20 protein-coding genes are annotated in these 22,591 nt (G+C 67.6%); 8 read left to right on the forward strand and 12 right to left on the reverse strand.

The genetic code is table 11. The features are described from left to right. Positions 1–47: 47 nt before the first annotated feature. Genes D7252_RS15145 through dut form a run of 3 tightly spaced genes read right to left on the reverse strand, consistent with a single transcriptional unit; the run spans position 48 to position 1,832 of the window. On the reverse strand, positions 48–782 hold the full coding sequence (locus D7252_RS15145; protein ID WP_120776142.1) for a DUF3159 domain-containing protein: 735 nt from the start codon (positions 780–782) through the stop codon (positions 48–50). Continuing rightward, entirely contained in the window at positions 779–1,366 is a 588-nt protein-coding gene (locus D7252_RS15150) for a DUF3710 domain-containing protein (RefSeq protein WP_120776143.1), read from the reverse strand. Before D7252_RS15150 ends, D7252_RS15145 begins: the two co-directional genes overlap by 4 nt. Beyond that, positions 1,359–1,832 carry a dUTP diphosphatase gene (dut, locus tag D7252_RS15155; RefSeq protein ID WP_120776144.1) on the reverse strand — a complete coding sequence of 158 codons (474 nt, stop codon included), beginning with the start codon at positions 1,830–1,832 and terminating at the stop codon, positions 1,359–1,361. Before dut ends, D7252_RS15150 begins: the two co-directional genes overlap by 8 nt. A 3-nt stretch (positions 1,833–1,835) precedes the next feature. Between dut and D7252_RS15160 the strand changes: the two genes are divergently transcribed. Next, complete coding sequence (locus D7252_RS15160; protein ID WP_308162506.1) at positions 1,836–2,306, forward strand: DUF3093 domain-containing protein; 471 nt, start codon at positions 1,836–1,838, stop codon at positions 2,304–2,306. 77 nt (positions 2,307–2,383) lie between these two features. On the opposite strand, the gene D7252_RS15165 is transcribed toward D7252_RS15160, so the two are convergent. Continuing rightward, positions 2,384–2,677, reverse strand: coding sequence for a DUF4193 domain-containing protein (locus tag D7252_RS15165; protein ID WP_120776146.1), 294 nt, complete (start codon positions 2,675–2,677; stop codon positions 2,384–2,386). A 197-nt stretch (positions 2,678–2,874) separates the two neighbouring features. Here D7252_RS15165 and sepH point away from each other — a divergent pair, with 197 nt between their 5' ends. Next, on the forward strand, positions 2,875–3,915 hold the full coding sequence (gene sepH, locus D7252_RS15170) for a septation protein SepH (RefSeq protein WP_120776147.1): 1,041 nt from the start codon (positions 2,875–2,877) through the stop codon (positions 3,913–3,915). A 9-nt stretch (positions 3,916–3,924) separates the two neighbouring features. Here the strand turns inward: sepH and D7252_RS15175 are convergent, their stop codons facing one another. Further along, the gene (locus D7252_RS15175; RefSeq protein WP_251050739.1) at positions 3,925–5,046 is read right to left on the reverse strand and encodes an alkaline phosphatase family protein; all 1,122 of its coding nucleotides are present in this window, start codon (positions 5,044–5,046) and stop codon (positions 3,925–3,927) included. 44 nt (positions 5,047–5,090) lie between these two features. Between D7252_RS15175 and D7252_RS15180 the strand changes: the two genes are divergently transcribed. After that, on the forward strand, positions 5,091–7,532 hold the full coding sequence (locus tag D7252_RS15180; RefSeq protein ID WP_120776148.1) for a DNA topoisomerase (ATP-hydrolyzing) subunit A: 2,442 nt from the start codon (positions 5,091–5,093) through the stop codon (positions 7,530–7,532). 44 nt (positions 7,533–7,576) lie between these two features. Here the strand turns inward: D7252_RS15180 and D7252_RS15185 are convergent, their stop codons facing one another. Further along, entirely contained in the window at positions 7,577–9,670 is a 2,094-nt protein-coding gene (locus tag D7252_RS15185; protein ID WP_374225769.1) for a type IIA DNA topoisomerase subunit B, read from the reverse strand. A 181-nt stretch (positions 9,671–9,851) separates the two neighbouring features. Between D7252_RS15185 and D7252_RS15190 the strand changes: the two genes are divergently transcribed. Then, positions 9,852–10,070 carry a hypothetical protein gene (locus D7252_RS15190; protein ID WP_120776149.1) on the forward strand — a complete coding sequence of 73 codons (219 nt, stop codon included), beginning with the start codon at positions 9,852–9,854 and terminating at the stop codon, positions 10,068–10,070. A 56-nt stretch (positions 10,071–10,126) separates the two neighbouring features. Here the strand turns inward: D7252_RS15190 and D7252_RS15195 are convergent, their stop codons facing one another. Together D7252_RS15195 and D7252_RS15200 are read right to left on the reverse strand one after the other, a co-directional pair. Beyond that, positions 10,127–11,167, reverse strand: a complete 1,041-nt coding sequence (locus tag D7252_RS15195; RefSeq protein ID WP_120776150.1) for an alanine racemase — start codon at positions 11,165–11,167, stop codon at positions 10,127–10,129. Further along, positions 11,164–11,868 carry an alanine racemase gene (locus tag D7252_RS15200; RefSeq protein WP_259461112.1) on the reverse strand — a complete coding sequence of 235 codons (705 nt, stop codon included), beginning with the start codon at positions 11,866–11,868 and terminating at the stop codon, positions 11,164–11,166. Before D7252_RS15200 ends, D7252_RS15195 begins: the two co-directional genes overlap by 4 nt. A gap of 81 nt (positions 11,869–11,949) precedes the next feature. Here D7252_RS15200 and D7252_RS15205 point away from each other — a divergent pair, with 81 nt between their 5' ends. Beyond that, positions 11,950–12,966, forward strand: coding sequence for a sugar-transfer associated ATP-grasp domain-containing protein (locus D7252_RS15205; RefSeq protein WP_120776151.1), 1,017 nt, complete (start codon positions 11,950–11,952; stop codon positions 12,964–12,966). A gap of 73 nt (positions 12,967–13,039) precedes the next feature. Here D7252_RS15205 and D7252_RS15210 read toward each other — a convergent pair whose 3' ends face one another. The 3 genes from D7252_RS15210 to D7252_RS15220 all read right to left on the reverse strand — a co-directional run bounded on the left by D7252_RS15210 (position 13,040) and on the right by D7252_RS15220 (position 16,086). Then, positions 13,040–13,735 (reverse strand): coenzyme F420-0:L-glutamate ligase, encoded by a 696-nt coding sequence (locus tag D7252_RS15210; protein ID WP_120776152.1) that lies wholly within the window; start codon positions 13,733–13,735, stop codon positions 13,040–13,042. Further along, positions 13,732–14,976 (reverse strand): RNA polymerase sigma factor, encoded by a 1,245-nt coding sequence (locus tag D7252_RS15215; RefSeq protein ID WP_120776153.1) that lies wholly within the window; start codon positions 14,974–14,976, stop codon positions 13,732–13,734. Before D7252_RS15215 ends, D7252_RS15210 begins: the two co-directional genes overlap by 4 nt. 168 nt (positions 14,977–15,144) lie before the next feature. Further along, positions 15,145–16,086: a proteasome assembly chaperone family protein gene (locus D7252_RS15220; protein ID WP_120776154.1), complete on the reverse strand. Its 942-nt coding sequence runs from the start codon at positions 16,084–16,086 to the stop codon at positions 15,145–15,147. A 113-nt stretch (positions 16,087–16,199) separates the two neighbouring features. Here D7252_RS15220 and D7252_RS15225 point away from each other — a divergent pair, with 113 nt between their 5' ends. The 3 genes from D7252_RS15225 to sucB all read left to right on the forward strand — a co-directional run bounded on the left by D7252_RS15225 (position 16,200) and on the right by sucB (position 20,931). Beyond that, the gene (locus tag D7252_RS15225; RefSeq protein WP_120776155.1) at positions 16,200–17,672 is read left to right on the forward strand and encodes a leucyl aminopeptidase; all 1,473 of its coding nucleotides are present in this window, start codon (positions 16,200–16,202) and stop codon (positions 17,670–17,672) included. Between the two features lie 3 nt (positions 17,673–17,675). Further along, positions 17,676–19,049 carry a dihydrolipoyl dehydrogenase gene (gene lpdA, locus D7252_RS15230; RefSeq protein WP_120776156.1) on the forward strand — a complete coding sequence of 458 codons (1,374 nt, stop codon included), beginning with the start codon at positions 17,676–17,678 and terminating at the stop codon, positions 19,047–19,049. A 67-nt stretch (positions 19,050–19,116) separates the two neighbouring features. Beyond that, a complete protein-coding gene (gene sucB, locus D7252_RS15235; protein WP_120776157.1) occupies positions 19,117–20,931 on the forward strand; it encodes a 2-oxoglutarate dehydrogenase, E2 component, dihydrolipoamide succinyltransferase in 1,815 nt (604 codons plus the stop codon). Between the two features lie 6 nt (positions 20,932–20,937). Here the strand turns inward: sucB and D7252_RS20440 are convergent, their stop codons facing one another. Beyond that, a complete protein-coding gene (locus D7252_RS20440; protein WP_251050741.1) occupies positions 20,938–22,452 on the reverse strand; it encodes a hypothetical protein in 1,515 nt (504 codons plus the stop codon). Positions 22,453–22,591 lie beyond the last annotated feature (139 nt).

Below are 22,591 nucleotides of genomic sequence, written 5' to 3' on the forward strand. Positions count from 1 at the left end.
GGCGCCGGCGAAAGCCTGCAATTTATCTTGATGTCAAGATAAATCTATCACGCGTCCGCCTGATTCGCCTTCTGCGGCGCGCGCGCATACAGCGCCCGGACGACGAGCCAGGTGACGGCGATGAGCGGCGCGAACAGGGGAAGACCCATGACGAGCTTGAGCGTTCCGAGAGCCGTCACGTCCCCGGCGAGGTAGAGCGGCAGCTGCACAGCCAAGCGGGCGAAGAAAAGCGCTGCCCAGGCCATGCCGAGCCAGAAGAAGGCCCGGCGCTTCTTGCGGTCGGCGCGCCACGCCATTCCCTCTCCCATGAGGAACCCGGCGGCGATACCGATGAGCGACCAGCCGATGAGGGCCGAGACCAGAAGTGCGGAGCCGTAGACCGCGTTGGTGATGAGGCCGGGGACGAAATTGTCTTCTCCGCGTCCGGTCCACAAGGCCAGGGCCGCAGCCGCGGCAGCAGCGATCAGTCCGCCCAGAGCCGCGGACGGCGGCGACTTCTGCACGAGGCGCACGAGAGTGAAGACCGCGGCCAGTCCGACGGATACCCCGAGTGCGAGGATCAGCGGTTCCGGCCGAAGGGTGAACAGGATGACGAAGGCAAGGCTGGGCAGGACCGATTCGAGGATGCCACGCCACCCGCCCATCGCCGACCACACGACCTTCTGCGTGCTGGCGTCTTCGGCCGGATCGATCCCCGCCCTGCGTGCAGCACCGCCGAGCGCAGCGCCGAGGACGTCCGATGCGCGCTGCTCCCGCTCGCCGTCGGCACCCGGCGCGGTCACGCCGATCCCGGGGTCGCCGGCATCTTCAGGGGAATGAGATCACGCGGCGGCATGGGAGATCCTCCGCGGACGACCACGATGGAGCGGAACAGGTCCTCGACCTTCGCTCCTGCTTCGGGGTCGGACGCGCCTGCGCCGCCGATGACTCCTCGAAGGAACCAGCGCGGGCCATCGATGCCGATGAACCGTGCCAGCCGCAGCCCGGAGCCCTCGCTGGCAGTGGCCGGGATCTCGGCGAGCAGCTCTTTGCCCAAGGCACCGTCGCGCTCTTCGACCCGGCCTCCCTGCGCCTTCACCTGATCGCGCAGCTGCACCCGGGTCTCATCCCACAGTCCGCCCGAGCGCGGCGCAGCGAACGGCTGCACCTGGAGCGACGAGTCGGCGTAGTCGAGTCCGACGGCGACGATCCGCTTGGACTGCTCCTCGACCTCGAGCCGCAGGTTCAGACCTTCACGCGGGAGGATCTTGATGCCGCCGAGGTCGATGTACGGCCGAACCGGATTCGCTTCGGAGTCGTCGAAGGGTCCCTCGGTCGCGCGGTTCTGGGGTGCGGACTTGGAGGAGATCTCGTTGTTGTCAGTCATCAGCCTGTCCTGCTTCGTTCTTGTGGAGCCCTGCCTGGTATCCGGTGGATCCGAAGCCGCCGTCGCCCCGGACGCTCTCCGGCAGTTCCTCGACCGGGATGAACCTCGCCCGCGTCACCGGCATGACGATCAGCTGTGCGATTCGGTCACCGACGGCCACATCGTACGCGTTGCGGATGTCGGTGTTGATCAGACTCACCTTGATCTCCCCGCGGTACCCGGCGTCGACCGTGCCCGGGGAGTTGACGATCGAGATCCCGTGCTTTGCCGCGAGACCGCTGCGCGGAACCACGAACGCGGCGTAGCCATCCGGAAGGGCGATGCGTACACCCGTGGCCACGAGTGAGCGCTCCCCCGGCTCCAGATGCACAGCCTCCGCTGCGACCAGGTCGGCACCGGCGTCGCCCGGATGCGCGTAACCGGGGACCGCGGCGGCGATAATGGGAACATCAACGGAATCGATCACCCCATGAGGCTAATGCAGAACCCCGTCACCGGCGCACGTCCCCACTACCGTGAACGACTCGCGCCCAGTCTGTGGCTGCTCGTCACGGTCGCGCTCGCAGGACCCATGATGTCGCTGATCTTCGTACCCGTCGGACCCACGATCGCCCTGATCGTCGGTTTGACGGTGTCGGCGCTCATGGTGGCCGCATTCATCCTGGCCACACCGGTCGTCTCCGTCGAGGGCACGACGCTGCGCGCAGGACGTGCACACATCGATACCCGCTTCCTCGGGGAGCCCGTCGCCTTCAGCGGCTCGGAGGCGCGCGATGCCCGCGGCCCGGGGCTGCCCGCCCGCGGCTGGCACCTCATCCGAGGCGGAATCGACGGAGTGATCGTGGTCCCGAACACCGACCCGGCTGATCCTGTCGACACCTGGACCATCTCCTCGCGTACGCCGGACCGCCTCGCCGCCGCGATCCGCGCTGCAGGCTGAGGGCGACGGGTCTCCCAACGACAGCGCGCCCCAGACCATACGGTCGGGGGCGCGTGAGACGTCGCTCAGAGGGCTGCTCAGGCAGCGCACTCCTTGCAGATGGGCCCGGATGCGCCCTCGTGGTCGAGTTGCGACTGGTGCTTCACGAGGAAGCAGCTCATGCACGTGAACTCGTCCTGCTGCGCGGGCAGCACGACGACGTCCAGCTCGAGATCGGAAAGGTCGGCACCCGGCAGGTCGAAGCTCGACGGGTTGTCGGCGTCTTCGTCCCCGGTTGAGCCGGAAAGCTTGTCCGGCACACGCTCCTTGAGGGCTTCGATCGACTCGGAGTCGTCTTCACTCTTTCGGGGAGCGTCATAATCGGTTGCCATGCGGTAAATCTCCACTTTCATGGTGCGAGTGGGTGGTGCGCCGTCGGGTATCGGCGGCCATAGTTTGCACGACCGGGAGGCTTTTAGCAAATGCTCCTGCGTGCGACAGACCAAACTCACGGCACGCCCACGGTATTCCCGCTCCCGGCGTCGCACGCGTGACACCATGAACGCACACCCATCAGAGGGGCATTCGCATGGAAAACGTCACCATAGTCGGCACAGAAGCAGGCGTGCTCGTACTCGCCACCGAGTCGGGTGAGCGGTTCGCCCTGCCCATCGACGACATGCTGCAGCGCGAGATCCGTCGCGCCACCCGTCACGCCGAGCCCGCCGGACAACGCCTGGCAGCCAGTCCTCGCGACATCCAGGCGCAGATCCGTGCGGGACTCACGGCGAAGGAGGTCGCGGAGCTGCTCGGCATCAGCGTCGACGACGTCGCCCGCTTCGAGGGCCCGGTCCTCGCCGAGCGCGAGCACATCATCGACCAGGCACTCGCTGTCCCGGTCCTCATCGGCAGCGAGGTCGAACCCGACGCGCAACCGACCTTCGGCACCGCCGTCCGCACCAAGCTCGCCGAGGTCGCGGCCTCGTCCGAGCGCTGGGCGAGCTGGAAAGAGGAATCCGGCTGGATCATCAAACTCGAATTCACGGCGAACGACGTCGACCACGATGCCCGCTGGAGTTTCGATCCTCGCCGCAGCGCGCTCTCGCCCCTCAATGCGGATGCCACACAACTCTCCCGCCAGGGTTCGCTTCCTGACGGCCTGATACCGCGCCTTCGCGCTGTCGACCCCGAGCGCACAGGGTCTCCGTACAAGGACGAGAGCCGTTTCGACTCGGGCGCCTTCGGCCCCCGCCTGCTTCCCGCTGCGGATTCGGCCGCGGAAGAGGCTCCGGTGGCCGAACGATCAGACGCGGCTGCGCAAGACGCCGCCATCAATCGCGCGCCGGAGTCGCCGACGACCAATCCGGAGACCGCCGACCTCCTCGAAGCCCTCCGCCGCCGACGCGGCCAGCGTGAGACCTCGCCGCTGATCGAAGACGACGTCGATCGGCCGGAGCAGACCCCCATCTCGCTCTTCGACGCCTTCGATCAGCCGGCCGAAGAGCCGGAAGCCCCCGAGCCCGCCCCGCAGGCCTCGACAGAAGCGGGCGACACCGGCGGACGTCGCCGTCGTCGCAACGCGATGCCCTCGTGGGACGAGATCGTCTTCGGCGCCCGCACCGACGAGTGACCGTCAGGCTCAGCGCGAGAAGGCGCCGAGCCTGATGAGCGGGACGCGCTGCTCCTCCGGAGACAGCGCGCCGTGCTGCCCGACCATGCCGCGGCCGCGCTGGTCGGCAGCCGTCCCGTCGTAGATCGCCCAGGCGCCTCGGGCCACGGCCAGGAGATCGCCGATGCGGGACGACGCCGCATCCGTGACCGTGGGCCCGAACATGCCGAGTCGGATCGCCTCGTCGCGAATGAACACATCCGCCGCACCCTCGAGGTCAGCCCGCCATCGAGCGACGACCTCATCGGATGAAGCATCCGGTTCGAGATAGACGTGCAGCATCCGCGGCTCTCCTCCGAGGTGACGGACCCCCCGAAGGTGCTCTTCCTCCAACACGAGCTGACGGTTCACAGGGACATCGATCATGCCGTGATCCGAGGTCACGACCACTCCGACGCCGGGCGGGACCCGTGCCGCGAGGGCCGCATCGATGTCCTCCAGCGCTGAGACCCATGCAGGTGAGTCCACACCGTGCTTGTGGCCGGCCTTGTCGACCTCCGGGAGGTAGCAGTAGACCAGTGAACCCGGATGCCGCAGCGCGAGGTCGTACGCCGTCTCCACGCGAGCAGCAGGCGTGTCGGCAGCGATGAACTCGGCCCCGCGGAGCGTCGCTCGCGTGAAACCGCTGCGAGCATACGCGGCGAGGCCCACGGCGAAACTCTCGTGACCGAGTGCGCTCGCACGCTCGAAGATGGTCGGCAACGGCTGCCACATGAGCGGATCGATGCCCTCGGTCTCCCATCCGCTCAGCTGGTTGACCAGCAGGTCGCGGGCGGGATCGAGCACGCGATACCCGACGAGGCCGTGCTCACCCGGCCAGACTCCGGTGACGATGCTCGTGAGCGCGGCAGCGGTCGTGGTCGGGAAGACGGAATGCGCGACGTCGCGCTTCGTCATCCCGCCGGTCAGTGCTCTGGCATGCCCTGCGTGCGCACGCAGGCTGATCGCTCCGAGACCGTCGACCACGACCAGCACCACCGACCGCGCAGGCGGAAGCGCATCGGACGCGCCGCGGAGAGCTGCGAACAGGTCGCCCGCCACCCCGACGATGCTCCGGGCGCCGGGCGACTCGGACGGTAGCATGAGGGACATCCGAGCCAGTCTGACACAGGCTCCCGTACGCCCTCAGGAAGTCCATGCCGAAAACTCCGCCGCCCGAGCCCGTCGAGGAGCGCATCCAGGACATCGACCTCTCCGTCGAGATGCAGGGCTCGTTCCTCGAGTACGCCTATTCGGTGATCTACTCCCGCGCCCTTCCGGACACACGTGACGGACTGAAGCCCGTCCAGCGCCGCATCCTGTATCAGATGGCGGAGATGGGCCTGCGCCCCGACCGAGGACACGTCAAGAGCGCTCGTGTCGTGGGCGAAGTCATGGGCAAGCTGCACCCGCACGGAGACTCCGCGATCTACGACGCCCTCGTGCGTCTGGCGCAGGACTTCGCTCTCCGCGTGCCGCTGATCGACGGCCACGGGAACTTCGGCTCGCTCGACGACGGACCCGCCGCGGCGCGATACACCGAAGCCCGGCTCGCCGCCGCCGCCCTCGCTCTCACCGAGAATCTCGACGAAGACGTCGTCGACTTCATCCCCAACTACGACGGTCAGTTCCAGCAGCCCGCGGTGCTGCCCGCCGCCTTCCCGAACCTCCTCGTGAACGGCGCCAGCGGCATCGCGGTCGGCATGGCGACCAATATGGCTCCGCACAACCTGATCGAGGTCGTCGCCGCGGCGACGCATCTCCTCGAGAATCCGGACGCGACGACGGAAGAACTGATGGAGTTCGTCCCGGGCCCTGACTTCCCCTCGGGCGGAATCCTGATGGGACTGGACGGTGTCAAGGACGCCTACGCCAACGGTCGCGGCGCTCTCAAAGTGCGTGGCAAGGTCACCGTCGAACCGCTGGGCCCGCGGCGCACGGGCATCATCGTCTCCGAGCTTCCTTACATGGTCGGACCCGAGCGTCTGATCGAGAAGATCCGCGATGCCGTGCAGGCGAAGAAGCTGCAGGGGATCAGCGACGTCACCGACCTCACGGACCGAAACCACGGTCTGCGGGTGGCGATCGGGATCAAGACCGGGTTCGACCCGAACGCCGTGCTCGAGCAGCTGTATCGACTGACCCCGCTGGAAGATTCGTTCAGCATCAACAACGTCGCGCTGGTCGACGGACAACCCCGCACGCTCGGCCTCAAGGAGATGCTGAGCGTCTACGTGGGTCACCGGCTCGAGGTCATCACCCGACGCAGCCGGTACCGCCTCGCGCGCCGAGAAGAGCGCCTGCACCTGGTCGAGGGTCTGCTGATCGCGATCCTCGACATCGACGAGGTCATCCAGGTCATCCGCTCCTCCGACGACTCCGAACAGGCCCGCTCGCGCCTGCGGTCCGTGTTCGATCTGAGCGAGCTTCAGGCCGAGTACATCCTGGAACTGCGCCTGCGTCGCCTCACCAAGTTCTCCCGCATCGAGCTGGAGGCGGAGCGTGACGCGCTGCTCGCGGAGATCGCCTCGCTCCGCGAGCTCCTCGGCAGCCCGGAGCTGCTCCGCGCCACGGTCGCTCGCGAGCTCGACGCTGCCGCCGACGCGTACGGCACACCTCGTCGCACGCTTCTGATGAATGCCGCAGCCCCCAAGCCCCGTGCGGCCAAGGGGGCCGTCGACCTGCAGATCGCGGATGCGCCCACCGTCCTGGTCCTGTCCACGACGGGCCGAGCGGTCCGGGTCGACCTCAGCGAGGGCCAGGAGCTGAACGTCCCGGCTCGCCGAAGCAAGCACGATGCGATCCTCACCACCGTGCAGACAACCGTCCGTGCGGAGCTCGGAGCACTCACCAGCGCCGGGCGCGTGGTGCGCTTCTCCCCCGTCGACCTCCCTTCGGTTCCGTCCTCCTCCGTGCAACTCGCTGCGGGCGCTCCACTGCGCGATTATCTCGGGATGACCACGCGCGGTGAGCGGATCATCGGCTTCGTCCGCTTCGACAGCGAGACGCCGATCGCGCTCGGAACGGCACAGGGAACCGTGAAGCGGGTCGTACCGGCGACGCTGCCGGTACGACCGGAGATCGAGGTGATCGGCATGAAGCCCGGCGACACCGTGGTCGGCGCTGCTGAGGCTCCGGACGACGCCGAGCTCGTGTTCGTGACGACCGATGCCCAACTGCTGCGCTTTTCGGCGTCGGCGGTTCGGCCGCAGGGCGCAGCCGCGGGCGGAATGGCGGGCATGAAGCTCGGAGCCGGAGCCTCGGTGCTGTTCTTCGGGGCGGTCTCTCCCGATGCCGATGCCGTCGTCGCGACGGTTTCCGGCGGCGACAGCATCCTCCCGGGAACCGATCCCGGCCGTGCGAAGGTGACGTCCTTCGGGGAGTATCCGCCGAAGGGGCGCGCCACCGGCGGCGTGCGGGCGCACTCGTTCCTGAAGGGCGAGGATCGCCTCACTGTCGCTTGGGTGGGGCCGAGCCCCGCGCAGGCGGTCGATCCCACCGGTGCCGTTCGAAAGCTGCCGGAGGCAGGCGCGCGCCGCGATGCGTCCGGTCAGCCCATCGACGGCGTCATCGGCAGCATCGGACGCACGATCGTCTGACCCCGGCGTGCCAGACGGACTCGCGAGGCGCCCCGGGGCGGCGTTCAGGCGTCGATGGACTCCCGCGACAGGCGTCCGGAGGAATCGATGATGAATTCACGTCGCGGGGCCACTTCGTTCCCCATGAGGAGTTCAAACATGCGCCCGGCCGCCTCCGCATCCTCCATGCGCACGCGACGCAGGAGCCGCCCGGAGCGATCCATGGTCGTCGTGGCCAGCTGCTCGGCATCCATCTCGCCGAGGCCCTTGTATCGCTGAATCGGCTCGTGCCACCGCTTGCCTGCCTTGCGGAGCTTGGCGAGGAGAGTGTGCATCTCCTGCTCGCTGTACGTGTAGATCGTCTCGTTCGGCTTCGAGCCGGGGTTCATGACGATGACCCGGTGCAGCGGCGGTACGGCGGCGAAGACGCGACCGTCTTCGATCAATGGGCGCATGTAGCGGAAGAAGAGGGTCAGGAGCAGCGTGCGGATGTGCGCGCCGTCGACGTCGGCATCGCTCATCAGGATCACTTTGCCGTAGCGAGCCGCGCCGATGTCGAAGGTGCGGCCGGAGCCGGCCCCGATCACCTGGATGATCGATGCGCACTCCGCGTTGGAGAGCATGTCGCCGACGGAGGCCTTCTGCACGTTGAGGATCTTGCCGCGGATGGGCAGCAGCGCCTGGAACTCGCTGTTCCGCGCGTTCTTCGCCGTCCCCAGCGCCGAGTCACCCTCGACGATGAAGAGTTCGCTGCGATCGACCTCGTTCGTGCGGCAGTCGACGAGCTTCGTCGGCAACGTGGAGGACTCCAGGGCGTTCTTGCGCCGCTGGGTCTCCTTGTGCGCGCGTGCGGACACGCGCGCCTTCATCTCGGAGACGACCTTGTCGAGCAGCTGTGTCGCCTGGCTCTTGTCGTCACGCTTCGGAGAACTGAACCGGTGAGCCAGGTCCTTCCGCAGGACCTGGGCGACCACCTGGCGCACGGCCGGAGTGCCGAGGATCTCCTTCGTCTGCCCCTCGAACTGCGGTTCGGGAACGTTCACCGTGAGCACGGCGGTGAGCCCGGCGAGGACGTCGTCCTTCTCGAGCTTGTCGTTTCCGACCTTCAGCCGGCGAGCGTTCTGCTCGACCTGGGAGCGGAGCACCTTCAGCAGTTCCTGCTCGAATCCCTGCTGGTGGGTACCGCCCTTCGGCGTGGCGATGATGTTGACGAACGAGCGCACCTTGGTGTCGTAACCGGTGCCCCAGCGCAAGGCGATGTCGACCGCGCACACGCGCTCCACCTCGGTGGAGACCATGTGGCCGTTCGCCTGCAGTACCGGCACAGTCTCTTTGAACGTTCCCTCGCCTTGAATTCGCCAGGTGTCCGTGACCGGCGGATCGATCGCGAGGTAGTCGACGAACTCGGCGATGCCGCCTTCGTAGTGGTACGAGGTCTCGACGGCGGCGCCGTCTTCGGACGCCACGGCGCGCTCGTCGCGCACCACGATCTCGAGCCCGGGAACGAGGAAGGCCGTCTGACGGGCGCGGGTCTCGAGGTCAGGAAGCTGGAAGGCGGCATCCTTCGTGAAGATCTGACGGTCGGCCCAGTACCGGATGCGCGTTCCGGTCACCCCGCGTGGGGCTTTGCCGACCACGCGGAGCTCGCTCTTGTCCTCGAAGGGTGTGAAGGGCACGTCGGGACGCTTCTCGCCCGAATCGGCGAAGATGCCCGGCTCGCCGCGATGGAATGACATCGCGTACGTCTTGCCGCCGCGATCGACCTCGACATCGAGCCGCTCCGACAGCGCATTCACCACAGAGGCGCCGACACCGTGCAGACCACCGGATGCCGCGTATGATCCGCCGCCGAACTTCCCGCCGGCGTGCAGTTTCGTGAAGACCACCTCGACGCCCGACAGTCCGGTGCGCGGTTCGACGTCCACGGGGATGCCGCGACCGCGGTCGTGCACCTCCACGCTGCCGTCGGCGTGCAGGATGACGTCGATCTTGTTCCCGTTGCCCGCGACGGTCTCATCGACGGCGTTGTCGATGATCTCCCAGAGGCAGTGCATCAGGCCCGGGGATCCGTTGGAACCGATGTACATACCGGGACGCTTGCGAACAGCCTCGAGCCCTTCGAGCACCTGGAGATGATGGGCGGAATACTCGGCGGTCACAATCTCCGAGTCTATTCGCGTTGCCTCTCCGCAACCGGCAGACACTCCCCGCGGATGAACAGACCGCCACCCTCGCGTACGCGCTGAGCGAAACACGCCGCGATCCGGGCATGCCTACAGGGTGCGCGTGGTTGTATTGAGCACGTCCCACCACAATGCCGATACCCGAGGAGGCACCGAGATGAATGCAACGACCGAACGTGAGGCCTCCGCCGTCGAATTCCGCCTGACCGCGCTGGATCGCTGTGATTCGTGTGGCGCTCAGGCGTACATCGCCGCCGAGGTCAACGGCTCCGAGCTGCTGTTCTGCGCCCACCACGGCCGCAAGTACGAAGAGAAGCTCCGCAGCATCGCGACCAGCTGGCACGACGAGAGCTCTCGCCTCATCGAAGCCGTCTGACCCGCGGCGCCGGTCTCCGGGCGCTCATTCCGTCGATCTGCGATCGGCGAGGCGACTCAGTCGACGATCACCCGGCGAACCCGTGCGGTCAGCCGGGTGAGTATCTCTTCGCCGACGGAGTCGATGCGTTCCGCGAGGCTGGTGGCGCTGATCTCGCCGCGCTCACCTCGCCCGAACACGGACACCTCGTCGCCGATGCTCGCCTGCGGCCATCCTTCGACGACAGACGTCGTCGGACCGATCTCCTTGATCGCCCTCGCGCCTGCCGGTGTTCCGACCGGTGCGCCGGTGAGCGTGGAGGGAAGCCCATCGAAGCTGCCGAGCGCGACGATGGCCTCCCCGTCGAGCACGTCGATGACGAATGCGGTCAGCTCGGCGACCGGGTCGATGCCGTCGAGCATCGGCCCCTCCGCCGAACGGATGCCGTAGCAGAACGCTCCGATACGCGACAGCGATCCCCGCAGTTCGGGTCGCCACCAGGATGCTGCCGACGCGGTCAGGTGCAGCGAGCCGGGAGTCGGTCCGGAGTCCGCCGTCGCTCGGATCGCGTCGAGGAACACCGCCTGGGCGTCGTCGTCTTCGGCATCGCTCGCCTCGGCGATGTGACTCCAGACACCGTCCAACTCCAGAACGCCTTGCGCTTCGGCCGCTCGTGCTTCGGCGACGGCAGCACGCCAGTCTTCGGGGAGGACCCCGTTGCGGTGCAACCCCGTGTCGATCTTCAGGTGCACTCGCGCCCGCTTGCCGAGAGCCGAGGCACGAGCGATGATTCGCCGAAGATACTCCGTCGTCCCGACCCCGAGGTCGATCTCATGGCTGAGTGCCGCGTCGATCTCGGCATCCGTCGACGTCGCCCAGGCGAAGACCCGCACATCGTCGCCTGCGACACCTCGCACCTTCACGCCGCCCGCGATGTCGTAGCTGCCGTACCATTCGACTCCCGCCTGCGCCGCCGTCTCCACCGCCCAGGCCAGTCCGTGACCGTAGGCGTCGTCTTTGAGAACGAGCATCATGTCGGAGGGTGCCAAACGTGTCGCGACTTCGTCGATGTTCTGACGGAAGACGCGGCTGCTGATGCGCAGCTCAGGACGGGTCATGCCTCCCACCCCCGAGCGCCATGCGACCCGGCCACCGTGACGAGCTCGGGGATCGTCATCCCGGTCGCGGCGGCCCACAGTGCGAGCCCCGCCGCAGCGGTGCCTCGGCCGCCGAAGTAGGTGACATCCGCACCCAGTTCCACGTCGTCCCCCTCGAGATCGATCATGCAGACGTCCATGGCGACGCGCCCCACGATGGGAAGGCTCCGCCCGGCGACGTCGACGTGTGCCTGGTTGCCGAGCGCACGCACGATGCCCTGCGCGTATCCCCCGGTCACCAGCGCCACCGTGGTGTCCCGCGCCGCGCGATAGGTGTAGCCGTAGGAGACCGCGTCGCCCGGTCGCAGGGGTTTGGTGGACATCACCGCGCCGGCGAATCGCATGACGGGCCGCGTCGTCAGCGCTCCGGTCTCATCCGGCAAGCCGTACAGGAGCGCCGGATCGATGTCCGGTTCTCCAGAGGTCACGGCGGCGATCCCCTCGGCGCGGAGGACTGCGACCTCCCCGTCGGAGTCGACCAGGACCCGCTCCGCTCCTGCGGCCGACACGGCGGGAGCCACAGCCAGAATGCCGTGCCCCCAGGCGTCGCGTCGCAGGTCGGCGGTCCGGCCGCCGGCCTTCACGGCCGTCTCGGCCGCAGCAGCGAGCGCGGAGCGGGATATCACGGCCCTCGGGAGGGCGCTGGAGGTCGTGTCACACACGTCCTCCAGACTAGCTTCCGCCTCTCCGGGTTCCCCTGTGCGCCCCCGTAGACTGGTGGGGTCCCCTACCCCCGGAGCCTCATGTCCCGTCTTTCCCTCGCGCCCCGCATCCGCTATCTGCTGGGACGCGCCCGTCGTATCGATGTCGGATCGGTGGTGGAACGAGCCAAAGAAGCGTCAGCGCAGCACCACAGGGCCGTGCCGGTGATCGTCGGTGACATGCTGTGGTCCGCTGCACGTCACAACGTGGGCTTCCAGGACTACATCGATTACGACTTCGCCATGCTCACCCGCGCCGAGCGCGAGACATTCATGACGCACCCGGTGTCGAACCAGTTGTCACAGCGCTACGACCACCCGGACTTCCGCTGGATCTTCCAGGACAAGGTCGCCTTCGACCGGCATTTCGCCGCCCACCTGCACCGCGAGTGGCTCGTCGTCGACGAGAACAACGCCGAGGCCGTCCGCGAGCTCACGCAACGACTCGGCACCATCGTGACGAAAGAGCCGGTCGGTCAGGCGGGAACCGGTGTGCACCGCTACCACGCCGCGGAGATCGAGGACTGGGACGCGTTCCACCGCGGTCTCCTCAAAAGAGGCGAGCTCCTCATCGAAGAGGTCATCCGCCAGCACGATGCGCTTGCAGCGGTCTGCCCCGGCACGGTGAACACCACTCGAGTGACCGCGTTTTTCGACGGCGAGAAGGCTCACATCCTCGCGATGGCGCAGAAATTCGGTCGCGGCGCGGTGAGCGATCAGATGACCTTCGGCGGCTTCTACACGATGCTCGACGAGAACGGTCACGCCGTCGGCGCCGGGTACGACTCGCACGGGCATGTGCATGAGACACACCCGGACACCGGTTTCCGCATCGCCGACTTCCAATTGCCCCACATGGAACAGGTGCGCGAGTTCATCGATCAGGTTGCCCGCGTGGTCCCGCAGGTGCAGTACGTCGGCTGGGACATCGTCGTGTCTCCCGACGGCCCGGTCCTCGTCGAAGGCAACTGGGGTGCGGGAGTCTACGAGAACAAGCCGAGTGTCACCGGCATCCGCACGGGACACAAGCCGCGCTACCGCGAAGTCATCGGGTTCTGACACGGCAAGCCCGCACGAGAGAAGGCCCGGATGCTGTGCATCCGGGCCTTCTTCTGTTCAGGTTCGCGAGACGTCAGACCGCCCGGACGATCCCGAGCGGAGTGGACTCCAAGCCCTGTCCGAGCGGATTGTCGCCGAGGATCTTGACGAGGCGGCGCTCTCCGTCTTTGTCGAGCGTCGATCCGAGGATGTTGCCGCCGAGGTCGTTGATGTCGACCACGGCCACCTCCGCGGCGCCGCCCAGCAGCGCCTTCAGGTGCGCGGCAACGCCACGAGGGTCTTTCGGCCCGAGCACGACTGCTTCGTTGTAGGGCGGGATCGTGTGCTTCGTCGGACCGTCGATGGCACGGGCTTTGTCGCCGGCGATCCGGTAGAAGTCCCCTCGGCGTCCGAAGGCCTTCGTCACGGCGGCGACGGCCGACGCGAACAGGATGCGCGGAGTACCGCACTCACGCAACGCCATCTCCATCGTCTCGGGCATGCCGAGTCCGATGCCGTACGGCGTGCGGGTGACGTACTTCGACAGGAACAGCGCGAGCTTTCGCGGCTTGATGTCATCGAGCCGGTACGAGCGTCCCTGGGTGATCGCCACGATCTTCTCGGTGACGAACAGCAGGTCGCCCGGCTGCACGGCCGCCTTCGCGTACTCCGTGATGATCGCGTCGAGATCGTCGTCAGGCATCACCACGCGCGTCCGCAGCGGAATGCGGGCGTAGCTCTTCCCGTCGATGCTGGTCTCGAGCGCCTTGCCCTCGTTCGCCTGCATCATTCGAGGTAGTCCCGCAGCGACTGCGAGCGGCTCGGATGGCGCAGCTTGGCCATCGTCTTCGACTCGATCTGACGGATCCGCTCACGGGTCACACCGAAGGTGTCGCCGATCTGGTCGAGCGTCTTGGGCTGGCCGTCGCCGAGCCCGAAGCGCATCCGGATCACGCCGGCCTCGCGCTCGGAGAGCGAATCGAGCAGCTGCTCGAGCTGACGCTGCAGCATCGTGAAGCCCACGGCGTCGGCGGGGACCACGGCTTCGGTGTCTTCGATGAGGTCACCGAATTCGCTGTCGCCGTCTTCGCCGAGCGGGGTGTGCAGGGAGATCGGCTCGCGACCGTACTTCTGCACCTCGACCACCTTCTCGGGCGTCATGTCGAGTTCGCGGCTGAGCTCTTCCGGGGTGGGCTCGCGACCGAGGTCCTGCAGCATCTGCCGCTGAACACGGGCGAGCTTGTTGATCACCTCGACCATGTGCACCGGGATGCGGATGGTGCGGGCCTGGTCGGCCATCGCGCGGGTGATCGCCTGACGGATCCACCACGTCGCGTAGGTGGAGAACTTGAAGCCCTTGGTGTAGTCGAACTTCTCGACAGCGCGGATCAGGCCGAGGTTGCCTTCCTGGATGAGATCCAGGAACTGCATGCCGCGACCGGTGTAGCGCTTGGCGAGCGAGACGACCAGGCGGAGGTTGGCGCCGAGCAGGTGGCTCTTGGCACGCTGGCCGTCGCGGGCGACCCACTGAAGGTCGAGACCGAGTTGGCCGGCCCTCTCTGCGGCGGACATCGCCGAGAGCTTCTCTTCGGCGAAGAGACCGGCCTCGATCCGCATCGCGAGCTCGACCTCTTCGGCCGCGTTCAGCAGTGCGACCTTTCCGATCTGCTTCAGGTAGTCCTTGACGGGGTCAGCCGTCGCACCCGTGATCTGCGTCGAGTAGACCGGGACGTCTTCGTCGTCGTTGGAGGAGATGACGATCGCACCGGTCGGGAGCGGCTCCGTGAATTTCGGCTTGGAGTCGTCGTCCTCGTCGTCGTCACCGGGCGTCTCCGCAGCGGGGGCCTCGTCTTCTTCGACGACGTCATCGGACTTCTTCTTCTTGACGGGGGCCCGCTTCGCAGCCGCACGCTTGGCCGCGCTCAACGGCGCCGGCTTCTCGGGCGCATCAGCCGTGACCTCGACGTCGACGGGGGTCTCTTCTGCGGCCTTCTTCGTCGTCCGGGTCTTCTTCGTCGTGGCAGGAGTCACGTTTCGCCTTTCACGGGGCAGTTGAATCGCCCCGGAACATTTCGGACACTAGTAAGACCCTTGTCAAGTCCAGTGCAGGAAAGCACTGATTGACAACGGGTCAGAGTCCTAGTATCGCACACGTGTGGCGATGCGGATGCATTCAGGCGATGTTGCCGCGGATTCGCCTCAACCACGACCCGGTTTGTCGTCGTCACCGGACGGACGCGAAGCCAGGTAGCGCTCGAGTTCGGCCGCGAGTTCGTCAGCGCTCGGCAGGTCGCGCTCGCTGAAACCGCCCTCGTCATACGTGTCGTCATCGGGGTTGCGCCCGGCCATGTACGCGTCGTATCGCCGCTCGAGGTTGTGCACCATCTGCTGGAGCTCCTCGTTGCCGGCGACCTGCTCATCGACGCGCGTCAGGTAATCCTCGCGTCGCTCGTGCACCTCGTCCAGCATCAGCACGAGCCCGGTCGCCGCCATGAGCCGCTCGGCGGCGGCGATCACCGCATCCGGGTTCTCGGTCTCGGCGAGGTAATGCGGCACCAGAAGCACGAACCCGACAGCTCGGTCTCCGCGCTCGGCGAAGCGGAACTCGAGCAGGTGACCCGCCGTGGCGGGCACCTGCGTGCGGGGACGCCAGACCGAGTGAGCCACCGTCAGCTCGCGTCGGTTGCCGCTGACGGTGGTGCCGATGGGGCGAGTGTGCGGCACGGGCATCGCGATCGAATGCACCCAGTTGAGTCCGGACACCTCGAACTCGGCCGCGAGCTCTGACACCGTACGCGCGAACGCGTTCCAGGCGAAGTCGGGTTCATAACCGGCAAGGAGCAGGAACGGCTGCCCGAGTGCGTCCACCGCCAGCGAGAGTTCCAGGCGCGCGGGGCGGAACTCGGTCAGGTGGTCCTGGTCGAACGAGATCACCGGTCGTCGCGCCCGGTAGTCGAGCAGCACATCGTTGTCGAACACGACGATCGGCTGCGGCGATGCGGTCTCACGCAGGTGGTCGATCAGACCGGAGACGGCGCTGCCGGCGTCGGTGAACCCGGTGAGGAGGACAACCAGGGGCAGACCGTGCGGCACTGCCGGCGCATTCGCGACGCGTTCGTGGATCTCTCCGGAGAAGGGCATGACTCCATGCTACGAGCAGGTCCGGTTGCCCGGGCTGGGGCGGTCATGCTGAGAGCGAACACGCGCGCCGCCGTGGGGCCGCCCATCTGCGAGGAGGATCCTAGGATGGAAGCATGACGCTTCCCGTGCTGTCGCACACCACCGACTCTTTCCCCGGAAGCGCTGCCGACGCCGCAGTGCTCGTCGTCCCCGATCTTTCCGAGGGGGCATCCGCGCTCGCGGCGCACTCCGGTCTCGCCGAAGCTCTGGAAGGGATCGGATTCACCGGGTCAGGATCGTCGTTCACCCGCGTCTACGCGCCGGACGTGACCTCGCTGCCCTTCGCGGTGGTCGGTGTCGGAGCCCGACCGAGTGACACCGCCGTGCGCACCGCCGTCGCGACCGCGCTGCGTTCGCTCACCGGATTCGATCACGTCGCCGTCGCGCTCGCCGACGGGCTGGAAGCGTTCTCCACGGCCGCCGCCGAAGGCGCCGTGCTCGGCGGCTACCGTTTCGACGGGTACCGCTCGGCGAAGGGCAAGACCCGCGCCGCGGCCGTCACACTGCACGCCGATATCGACGACCAGACGATCGCGCACGCACAGGCGGTCGGCGAGGCCGTCGCCCTCGTCAAAGACCTCGTGAACGTTCCCGCGGAGTGGCAGAGTCCCGCGCAGCTCGCCGAGACCGCCGCAGAGAGCGTCGCCGACCTCGACGTCACCGTGGAGATCCTCGACGAGGTCGCTCTCGCGGAGCAGGGCTTCGGCGGCATCCTGGGCGTCGGGCAGGGCTCCGACCGACCGCCGCGCCTGGTGCGCCTCGAGTACTCCCCCGCGGATGCGTCCCGTCACATCGCCCTGGTCGGGAAGGGCATCACCTTCGATACCGGCGGACTCTCTCTGAAGCCCGCGGCCTCCATGGTCGGGATGAAGTTCGACATGACCGGCGCCGCGACCAGCCTCGCGGCCGTCCGCGCCATCGCGTCGCTGGCGCTGCCGGTGCGCGTGACGGCGTGGCTCTGCATCACCGACAACATGCCTTCGGGCCGCGCGATCCGCCCGGGCGACGTCGTACGCATCCTCGACGGCACCACTGTGGAGGTACTCAACACCGACGCCGAAGGGCGGCTCGTCCTGGCCGACGGACTCGTCGCAGCGAGCCGTGAGCACCCGGACGTCATCATCGACGTGGCGACACTCACCGGGGCGATCGTCGGCGCCCTCGGACATCGGCACACCGGCGTGTTCGGTGATGACGAAACGGTCGCTGAGCTCCTCGCGGCGGCGGAAAGCACCGACGAGCTCGCCTGGCACATGCCGCTCCCTGCCTACATGGAGGAGTCGCTCGAATCGCCGATCGCCGACCTCCAGAACGTGAACATGAGCGACCGTGTCGGTGGCGCGTCTTACGCCGCGCTCTTCCTGCGCCGCTTCGTGGGTCTGACGTCGGACGCCGAGGACGCGCCGCGCATCCCATGGGTGCACCTCGACATCGCCGGTTCGAGCGAACACAGCGGTTCCCCCTACGGCTTCACCGAGAAGGGCCCCACGGGGGCGATGGTCCGATCGATCATCGCCTTCGCCGCAGCATCCCACAAGGAGGCATGATCCATGACCACCCACACCTTCGACATCGTCGTCTTGGGCGGCGGCAGCGGTGGCTATGCCGCAGCGCTGCGCGCCAGTGAGCTCGGCAAGTCCGTCGCTCTCATCGAGAAGGACAAGGTCGGTGGCACCTGTCTGCATCGCGGCTGCATTCCGACCAAGGCGCTGCTGCATGCGGCGGAGGTAGCGGAGAACGTGCGCGACGCGGCGTCCGTGGGAGTCGCGGCCACGCTCGACGGCATCGACCCGGCCGGGGTGCGCGCGTACCGCGAGGGAATCGTCGCGAAGAAGTTCAAAGGCCTCGAAGGACTCGTCAAGGCCCGTGGCATCACGACTGTCGCCGGAACGGGCCGGCTCAACCCGGATCGCAGCGTCCAGGTCGGAGACGACGTCTATGTCGGCGCCGACGTCGTCCTCGCCACCGGGTCGTACAGCAGGTCCCTCCCCGGCCTCGAAATCGGCGGGCGCATCCTGACCAGCGAGCAGGCGCTCGCCCTCGATGTCATCCCCGACCGTGTCCTGATTCTCGGTGGCGGCGTCATCGGCGTCGAGTTCGCGAGCGTCTGGCGCTCGTTCGGCGCCGAGGTCACGATCATCGAGGCGCTGCCGCACCTCGTTCCGAACGAGGACATCGCCCTCAGCAAGGGACTGGAAAGGGCGTTTCGTCGTCGTGGCATCCAGTACTCGCTCGGTGTGCGCTATCAGTCCGCCGCTCAGACGGAGTCCTCGGTCACAGTCACCCTCGAAGACGGTAAGGAGTTCACCGCCGACTACCTTCTCGTGGCCGTCGGACGCGGCCCCGTCACCGCCGACCTCGGTTTCGAAGATGCGGGTGTGCGACTCGACCGCGGATTCGTCACCGTCGACCAGGATCTCCGCACCGACGCTCCCGGCGTGTGGGCCGTGGGCGACATCGTTCCGGGCCTGCAACTCGCACACCGAGGGTTCCAGCAGGGCATCGCGGTCGCCGAGCGGATCGCCGGACTTTCGCCGGCGAACGTGCCGGACGCGCAGATCCCCAAGGTCACCTATTCGAGTCCTGAGGTCGCCTCCGTCGGTGTGACCGAGGCCGCAGCCATCAGTGAGCATGGTGCCGAGGCCGTCGTCGCCTACGAATACAACCTCGCCGGCAACGGCAAGAGCGAGATCATCGGCACCAGCGGCCTCGTCAAAGTCGTTCGGCTCAAGGACGGGCCCGTCATCGGCGTGCACCTGCTGGGCGACCGCGTAGGAGAACTCATCACCGAGGGGCAACTCGCGGTCGCGTGGGAAGCGCACCCGGAGGACATCGCACCGTTGATCCACGCCCACCCCACACAGAGCGAGGCTCTCGGCGAGGCGTTCCTCGCTCTCGCCGGAAAGCCCTTGCACGCCCTCTGAGCACCAACCGGTGCCCGAGTCACTAAGCTAGACACGCGTCAAACAACTTCTTGAAGGAGACTCAGTCATGAGCACATCCGTGGTCCTCCCCGCTCTCGGAGAGAGCGTCACAGAGGGTACGGTCACCCGCTGGCTCAAGCAGGTGGGCGACACCGTGCAGGCGGACGAGGGCCTGCTCGAGATCTCGACCGACAAGGTCGACACCGAGATCCCCTCCCCCGTGTCCGGTGTGATCGAAGAGATCCTCGTGGCTGAGGACGAGACTGTCGAGGTCGGCGCTCTTCTCGCGCGTATCGGCGACGGCTCCGCCTCTGCCCCGGCAGCGGATGCGGCTGCCGCGCCCGAGGCTGAGGCCGCACCGGCGCCCGCAGCCGAAGCGGCTCCCGCCGAGTCTGCGCCCGCGGAGTCTGCGCCCGCCGAGGCTGAGACCGCTGAGAACGAGCCGGAAGCGGCTCCTGCCGCCGAGGCCGCACCGGCGCCCGCAGGCGATGCCACCGACATCGTGCTCCCCGAGCTCGGTGAAAGCGTCACCGAAGGAACGGTCACTCGCTGGCTGAAGCAGGTCGGCGACAGCATCGAGGTCGATGAAGCTCTTCTGGAGATCTCCACCGACAAGGTCGACACCGAGATCCCCTCGCCGGTCGCCGGTGTACTGCAGGAGATCGTCGCCGCTGAAGACGAGACCGTTGCCGTCGGCGCGGTGCTCGCTCGCGTCGGCTCCGGGGCAGCACCTGCAGAAGCTCCGGCCGCAGAGGCTCCGGCAGCGGAAGCACCCGCCGCGCCCGCACCCGCTGCACCGGCACCCGCCGCACCGGCACCCGCCGCACAGCCTGCCGCTCCAGCTCCTGCTGCTCAGCCCGCCGCTCCGGCTCCTGCTGCACCGGCACCTGCCGCACAGCCCGCTGCGCCGGCACCCGCCGCACCGGCACCCGCCGCACAGCCTGCTGCACCGAAGCTCACTCTGCCGACGGAGAACGACAACCTGTACGTCACGCCGCTGGTCCGACGCCTCGCGTCGCAGCAGGGTGTCGATCTGGCATCGGTCACCGGCACTGGCGTGGGCGGCCGTATCCGCAAGGAAGACGTGCTGAAGGCCGCCGAGAAGGCTGCGTCGGGTTCCGCCGCAGCCCCTGCCGCAGCAGCACCGGCGCCGCTCGAGGTGTCTCCGCTGCGCGGCACCACCCAGCCGATGTCGCGACTGCGCAAGGTCCTCGCTGAGCGTGCTGTTGCCTCGATGCAGCAGACCGCACAGTTGACGACGGTGGTCGAGGTCGATGTCACGGAACTCGCCAACTACCGAGACAGCGTGAAGGCGTCGTTCCTGGAGAAGACGGGTGACAAGCTGTCGTTCCTGCCTTTCTTCGCCCTGGCGGCGGCAGAGGCTCTCCAGGCTTTCCCGATTGTGAACTCCACGGTCGACGGCGACAAGATCGTCTACCCGGCCAGCGAGAACCTCTCCATCGCCGTCGACACCGAGCGAGGTCTGCTCACGCCGGTGCTTCGCGACGCCGCGTCGAAGAACATCGCGCAGATCGCGCACGAGATCGCTGATCTCGCCGCACGCACGCGCGACAACAAGCTGAAGCCCGACGAGCTTGCCGGCGGCACCTTCACGCTGACCAACACCGGTTCGCGCGGCGCGCTGTTCGACACGCCTGTGGTCTTCCTGCCGCAGTCCGCGATCCTCGGCACCGGAACCGTGGTCAAGCGCCCGGGTCTGGTCAAGGTCGGCGGCTCGGACGCGATCGCCGTTCGCTCGTACGTCTACCTCGCGCTGTCGTACGATCACCGGATCATCGACGGTGCCGACGCCGCACGCTTCCTCGGGGCTGTGAAGTCCCGGCTCGAGTCGGCGCAGTTCGCCGCTCAGCTCGGCGCCTGACGCGAATCATCCCGGCTGGTCCGCGACGCTGTACGCGTCGCGGACCAGCCATTTTTCGTCTTGACGGACGAGCACCAGCATCTGGTCGGGTGCCGAAGGGTGGGTGTCGCCCTCGTCGACCGGACCGCCTTCCTCTCTCCTCAGCCGGACGACCGCGACGTCGCCGTACTCATCGACGAGCTCGATGATCGGAGCTCCCGTCACCGTCGGGGCAAGAGCGTCCATGACCCCTGCTGAGTCGGGTGCCACCGCCTCGGCACACACCGGGTCTTCTTGCTCGAGGCACTGCGAGACCAGCTTCAGTAGACCGGAGACGGCCCCCTTCGGGTCAGCGCCGACATCCTCTGACGAGGCATCGTCAGAAGAAGCATCCGTTCCCTCAGTCTCGATCGTTCCTGCGTCGCGTTCATCGCCATCGGCTGCCGTCACCTCGGGCTCGGGCGTCGACGCCACATCTTCTGTTCGCAAGGGGGCAGGAGAACGGGTGCTTTCCGTCACTGCCACGCCGTCCGCATCGCCCCCCGGCCACAGCAACCCACCCGCGAGAACGGCTGTCGCGGCCGCCCCGGCAACGATCAGCGTGCGTCGACGCCGTGGCGCGGCGCCTCGGGCGGATGAGTCGCCGTCATCTCTCGGAGGGCTTCGAACCCGAGCGCGCACTGCATCGAGGCCCCGCAGCAGATTCATTTGCGCCGCGGCGGCCGCCTCCCGCATCCGGGCACTCAAGGCCGGGCCACGCTGGAGGATCCCGGGCGCTGCTCCGAGAGCGTCGGAATCGGGTCGGCGCGTCTTCCGAGCGGCGACCGCTCCCCTGTCCGAGTCCCTGAAGGCACCCACGACCTCCCGCGCCGTCTCGGGAGCGGGAACATCCCTCTGAAGCGGACGAGGCGCCGCGATCTGCAGCAATTCGTTCTCCCACTCCGCCAACAGCCGCGCGGGCACCCTGGGCTGTGACAGTGTCTTGCCCAGCCCCTGCCGCACCGTTTCGAGTACGCGTTTCAGCGCCTTATCGCTGCTCCCCTCACCCAGACGCTGAACGACCTTCGCCGCGCTCTCCCGTGCATCAGGGCCCTCCCCGAGGACGAGGGTGGGGCGACCGCTCTCTGTCAGCCACCACACCCCCGTCCGCACCTCGTCGGCTCCCTCTCCGAGCTCGTCGAGCCCCCGCAGCAGGCTCGCGACCAGGGTGCTGCTCTCCCCCGATGACAGGGCGGAACCCGCGGCCGTGCGACGGACGAGATACCCCAGAACCCGGTCCGTGCACCACGGCAGCAGCACATCGTGACCTGTCGAACGTCGGACGACATCGACAGGACCCACGACGTGTTCCGCCCCCGCGAAGCGCCACCCCACCCACCCCGCGAGAGCGTCGGCCTCCACCTGGACGGCGACACCGCCGCCGTCGCGGCGCGTGACGAGCACGCCGGCGAACGGGCCCTCCGCCACATCGAGAGCTCGGACCACCCGGTGCGCACCCGGCAGGAGCGCGGAGCTCCGGTCGTTGTTCTCGACGTCTGTCATGACCTCATCTCAACGCACGCAGCGTGAGGCGAGCGGCGAAATCGATGAATGTGGATGCATCAGCCCACCGCGCGCCGATGTGCAGTGGAACTCCTCGTGATTCGGGCTCCGCTGGGCGCGAACGGGGCATCATACGGGT

It is taken from the genome of Microbacterium sp. CGR2 (assembly GCF_003626735.1).
In the GTDB taxonomy this organism is placed as follows: Bacteria; Actinomycetota; Actinomycetes; order Actinomycetales; family Microbacteriaceae; genus Microbacterium.

What these genes read in the sequence shown, in the direction of transcription:
- D7252_RS15150 (WP_120776143.1), bottom strand. Translation starts at nt 1,366, where the DNA reads ATGACTGACAACAACGAGATCTCCTCCAAGTCCGCACCCCAGAACCGC.
- D7252_RS15160 (WP_308162506.1), top strand. Translation starts at nt 1,836, where the DNA reads ATGAGGCTAATGCAGAACCCCGTCACCGGCGCACGTCCCCACTACCGT.
- D7252_RS15165 (WP_120776146.1), bottom strand. Translation starts at nt 2,677, where the DNA reads ATGGCAACCGATTATGACGCTCCCCGAAAGAGTGAAGACGACTCCGAG.
- sepH (WP_120776147.1), top strand. Translation starts at nt 2,875, where the DNA reads ATGGAAAACGTCACCATAGTCGGCACAGAAGCAGGCGTGCTCGTACTC.
- D7252_RS15175 (WP_251050739.1), bottom strand. Translation starts at nt 5,046, where the DNA reads ATGTCCCTCATGCTACCGTCCGAGTCGCCCGGCGCCCGGAGCATCGTC.
- D7252_RS15180 (WP_120776148.1), top strand. Translation starts at nt 5,091, where the DNA reads ATGCCGAAAACTCCGCCGCCCGAGCCCGTCGAGGAGCGCATCCAGGAC.
- D7252_RS15190 (WP_120776149.1), top strand. Translation starts at nt 9,852, where the DNA reads ATGAATGCAACGACCGAACGTGAGGCCTCCGCCGTCGAATTCCGCCTG.
- D7252_RS15195 (WP_120776150.1), bottom strand. Translation starts at nt 11,167, where the DNA reads ATGACCCGTCCTGAGCTGCGCATCAGCAGCCGCGTCTTCCGTCAGAAC.
- D7252_RS15205 (WP_120776151.1), top strand. Translation starts at nt 11,950, where the DNA reads ATGTCCCGTCTTTCCCTCGCGCCCCGCATCCGCTATCTGCTGGGACGC.
- D7252_RS15210 (WP_120776152.1), bottom strand. Translation starts at nt 13,735, where the DNA reads ATGATGCAGGCGAACGAGGGCAAGGCGCTCGAGACCAGCATCGACGGG.
- D7252_RS15220 (WP_120776154.1), bottom strand. Translation starts at nt 16,086, where the DNA reads ATGCCCTTCTCCGGAGAGATCCACGAACGCGTCGCGAATGCGCCGGCA.
- D7252_RS15225 (WP_120776155.1), top strand. Translation starts at nt 16,200, where the DNA reads ATGACGCTTCCCGTGCTGTCGCACACCACCGACTCTTTCCCCGGAAGC.
- lpdA (WP_120776156.1), top strand. Translation starts at nt 17,676, where the DNA reads ATGACCACCCACACCTTCGACATCGTCGTCTTGGGCGGCGGCAGCGGT.
- sucB (WP_120776157.1), top strand. Translation starts at nt 19,117, where the DNA reads ATGAGCACATCCGTGGTCCTCCCCGCTCTCGGAGAGAGCGTCACAGAG.
- D7252_RS20440 (WP_251050741.1), bottom strand. Translation starts at nt 22,452, where the DNA reads ATGACAGACGTCGAGAACAACGACCGGAGCTCCGCGCTCCTGCCGGGT.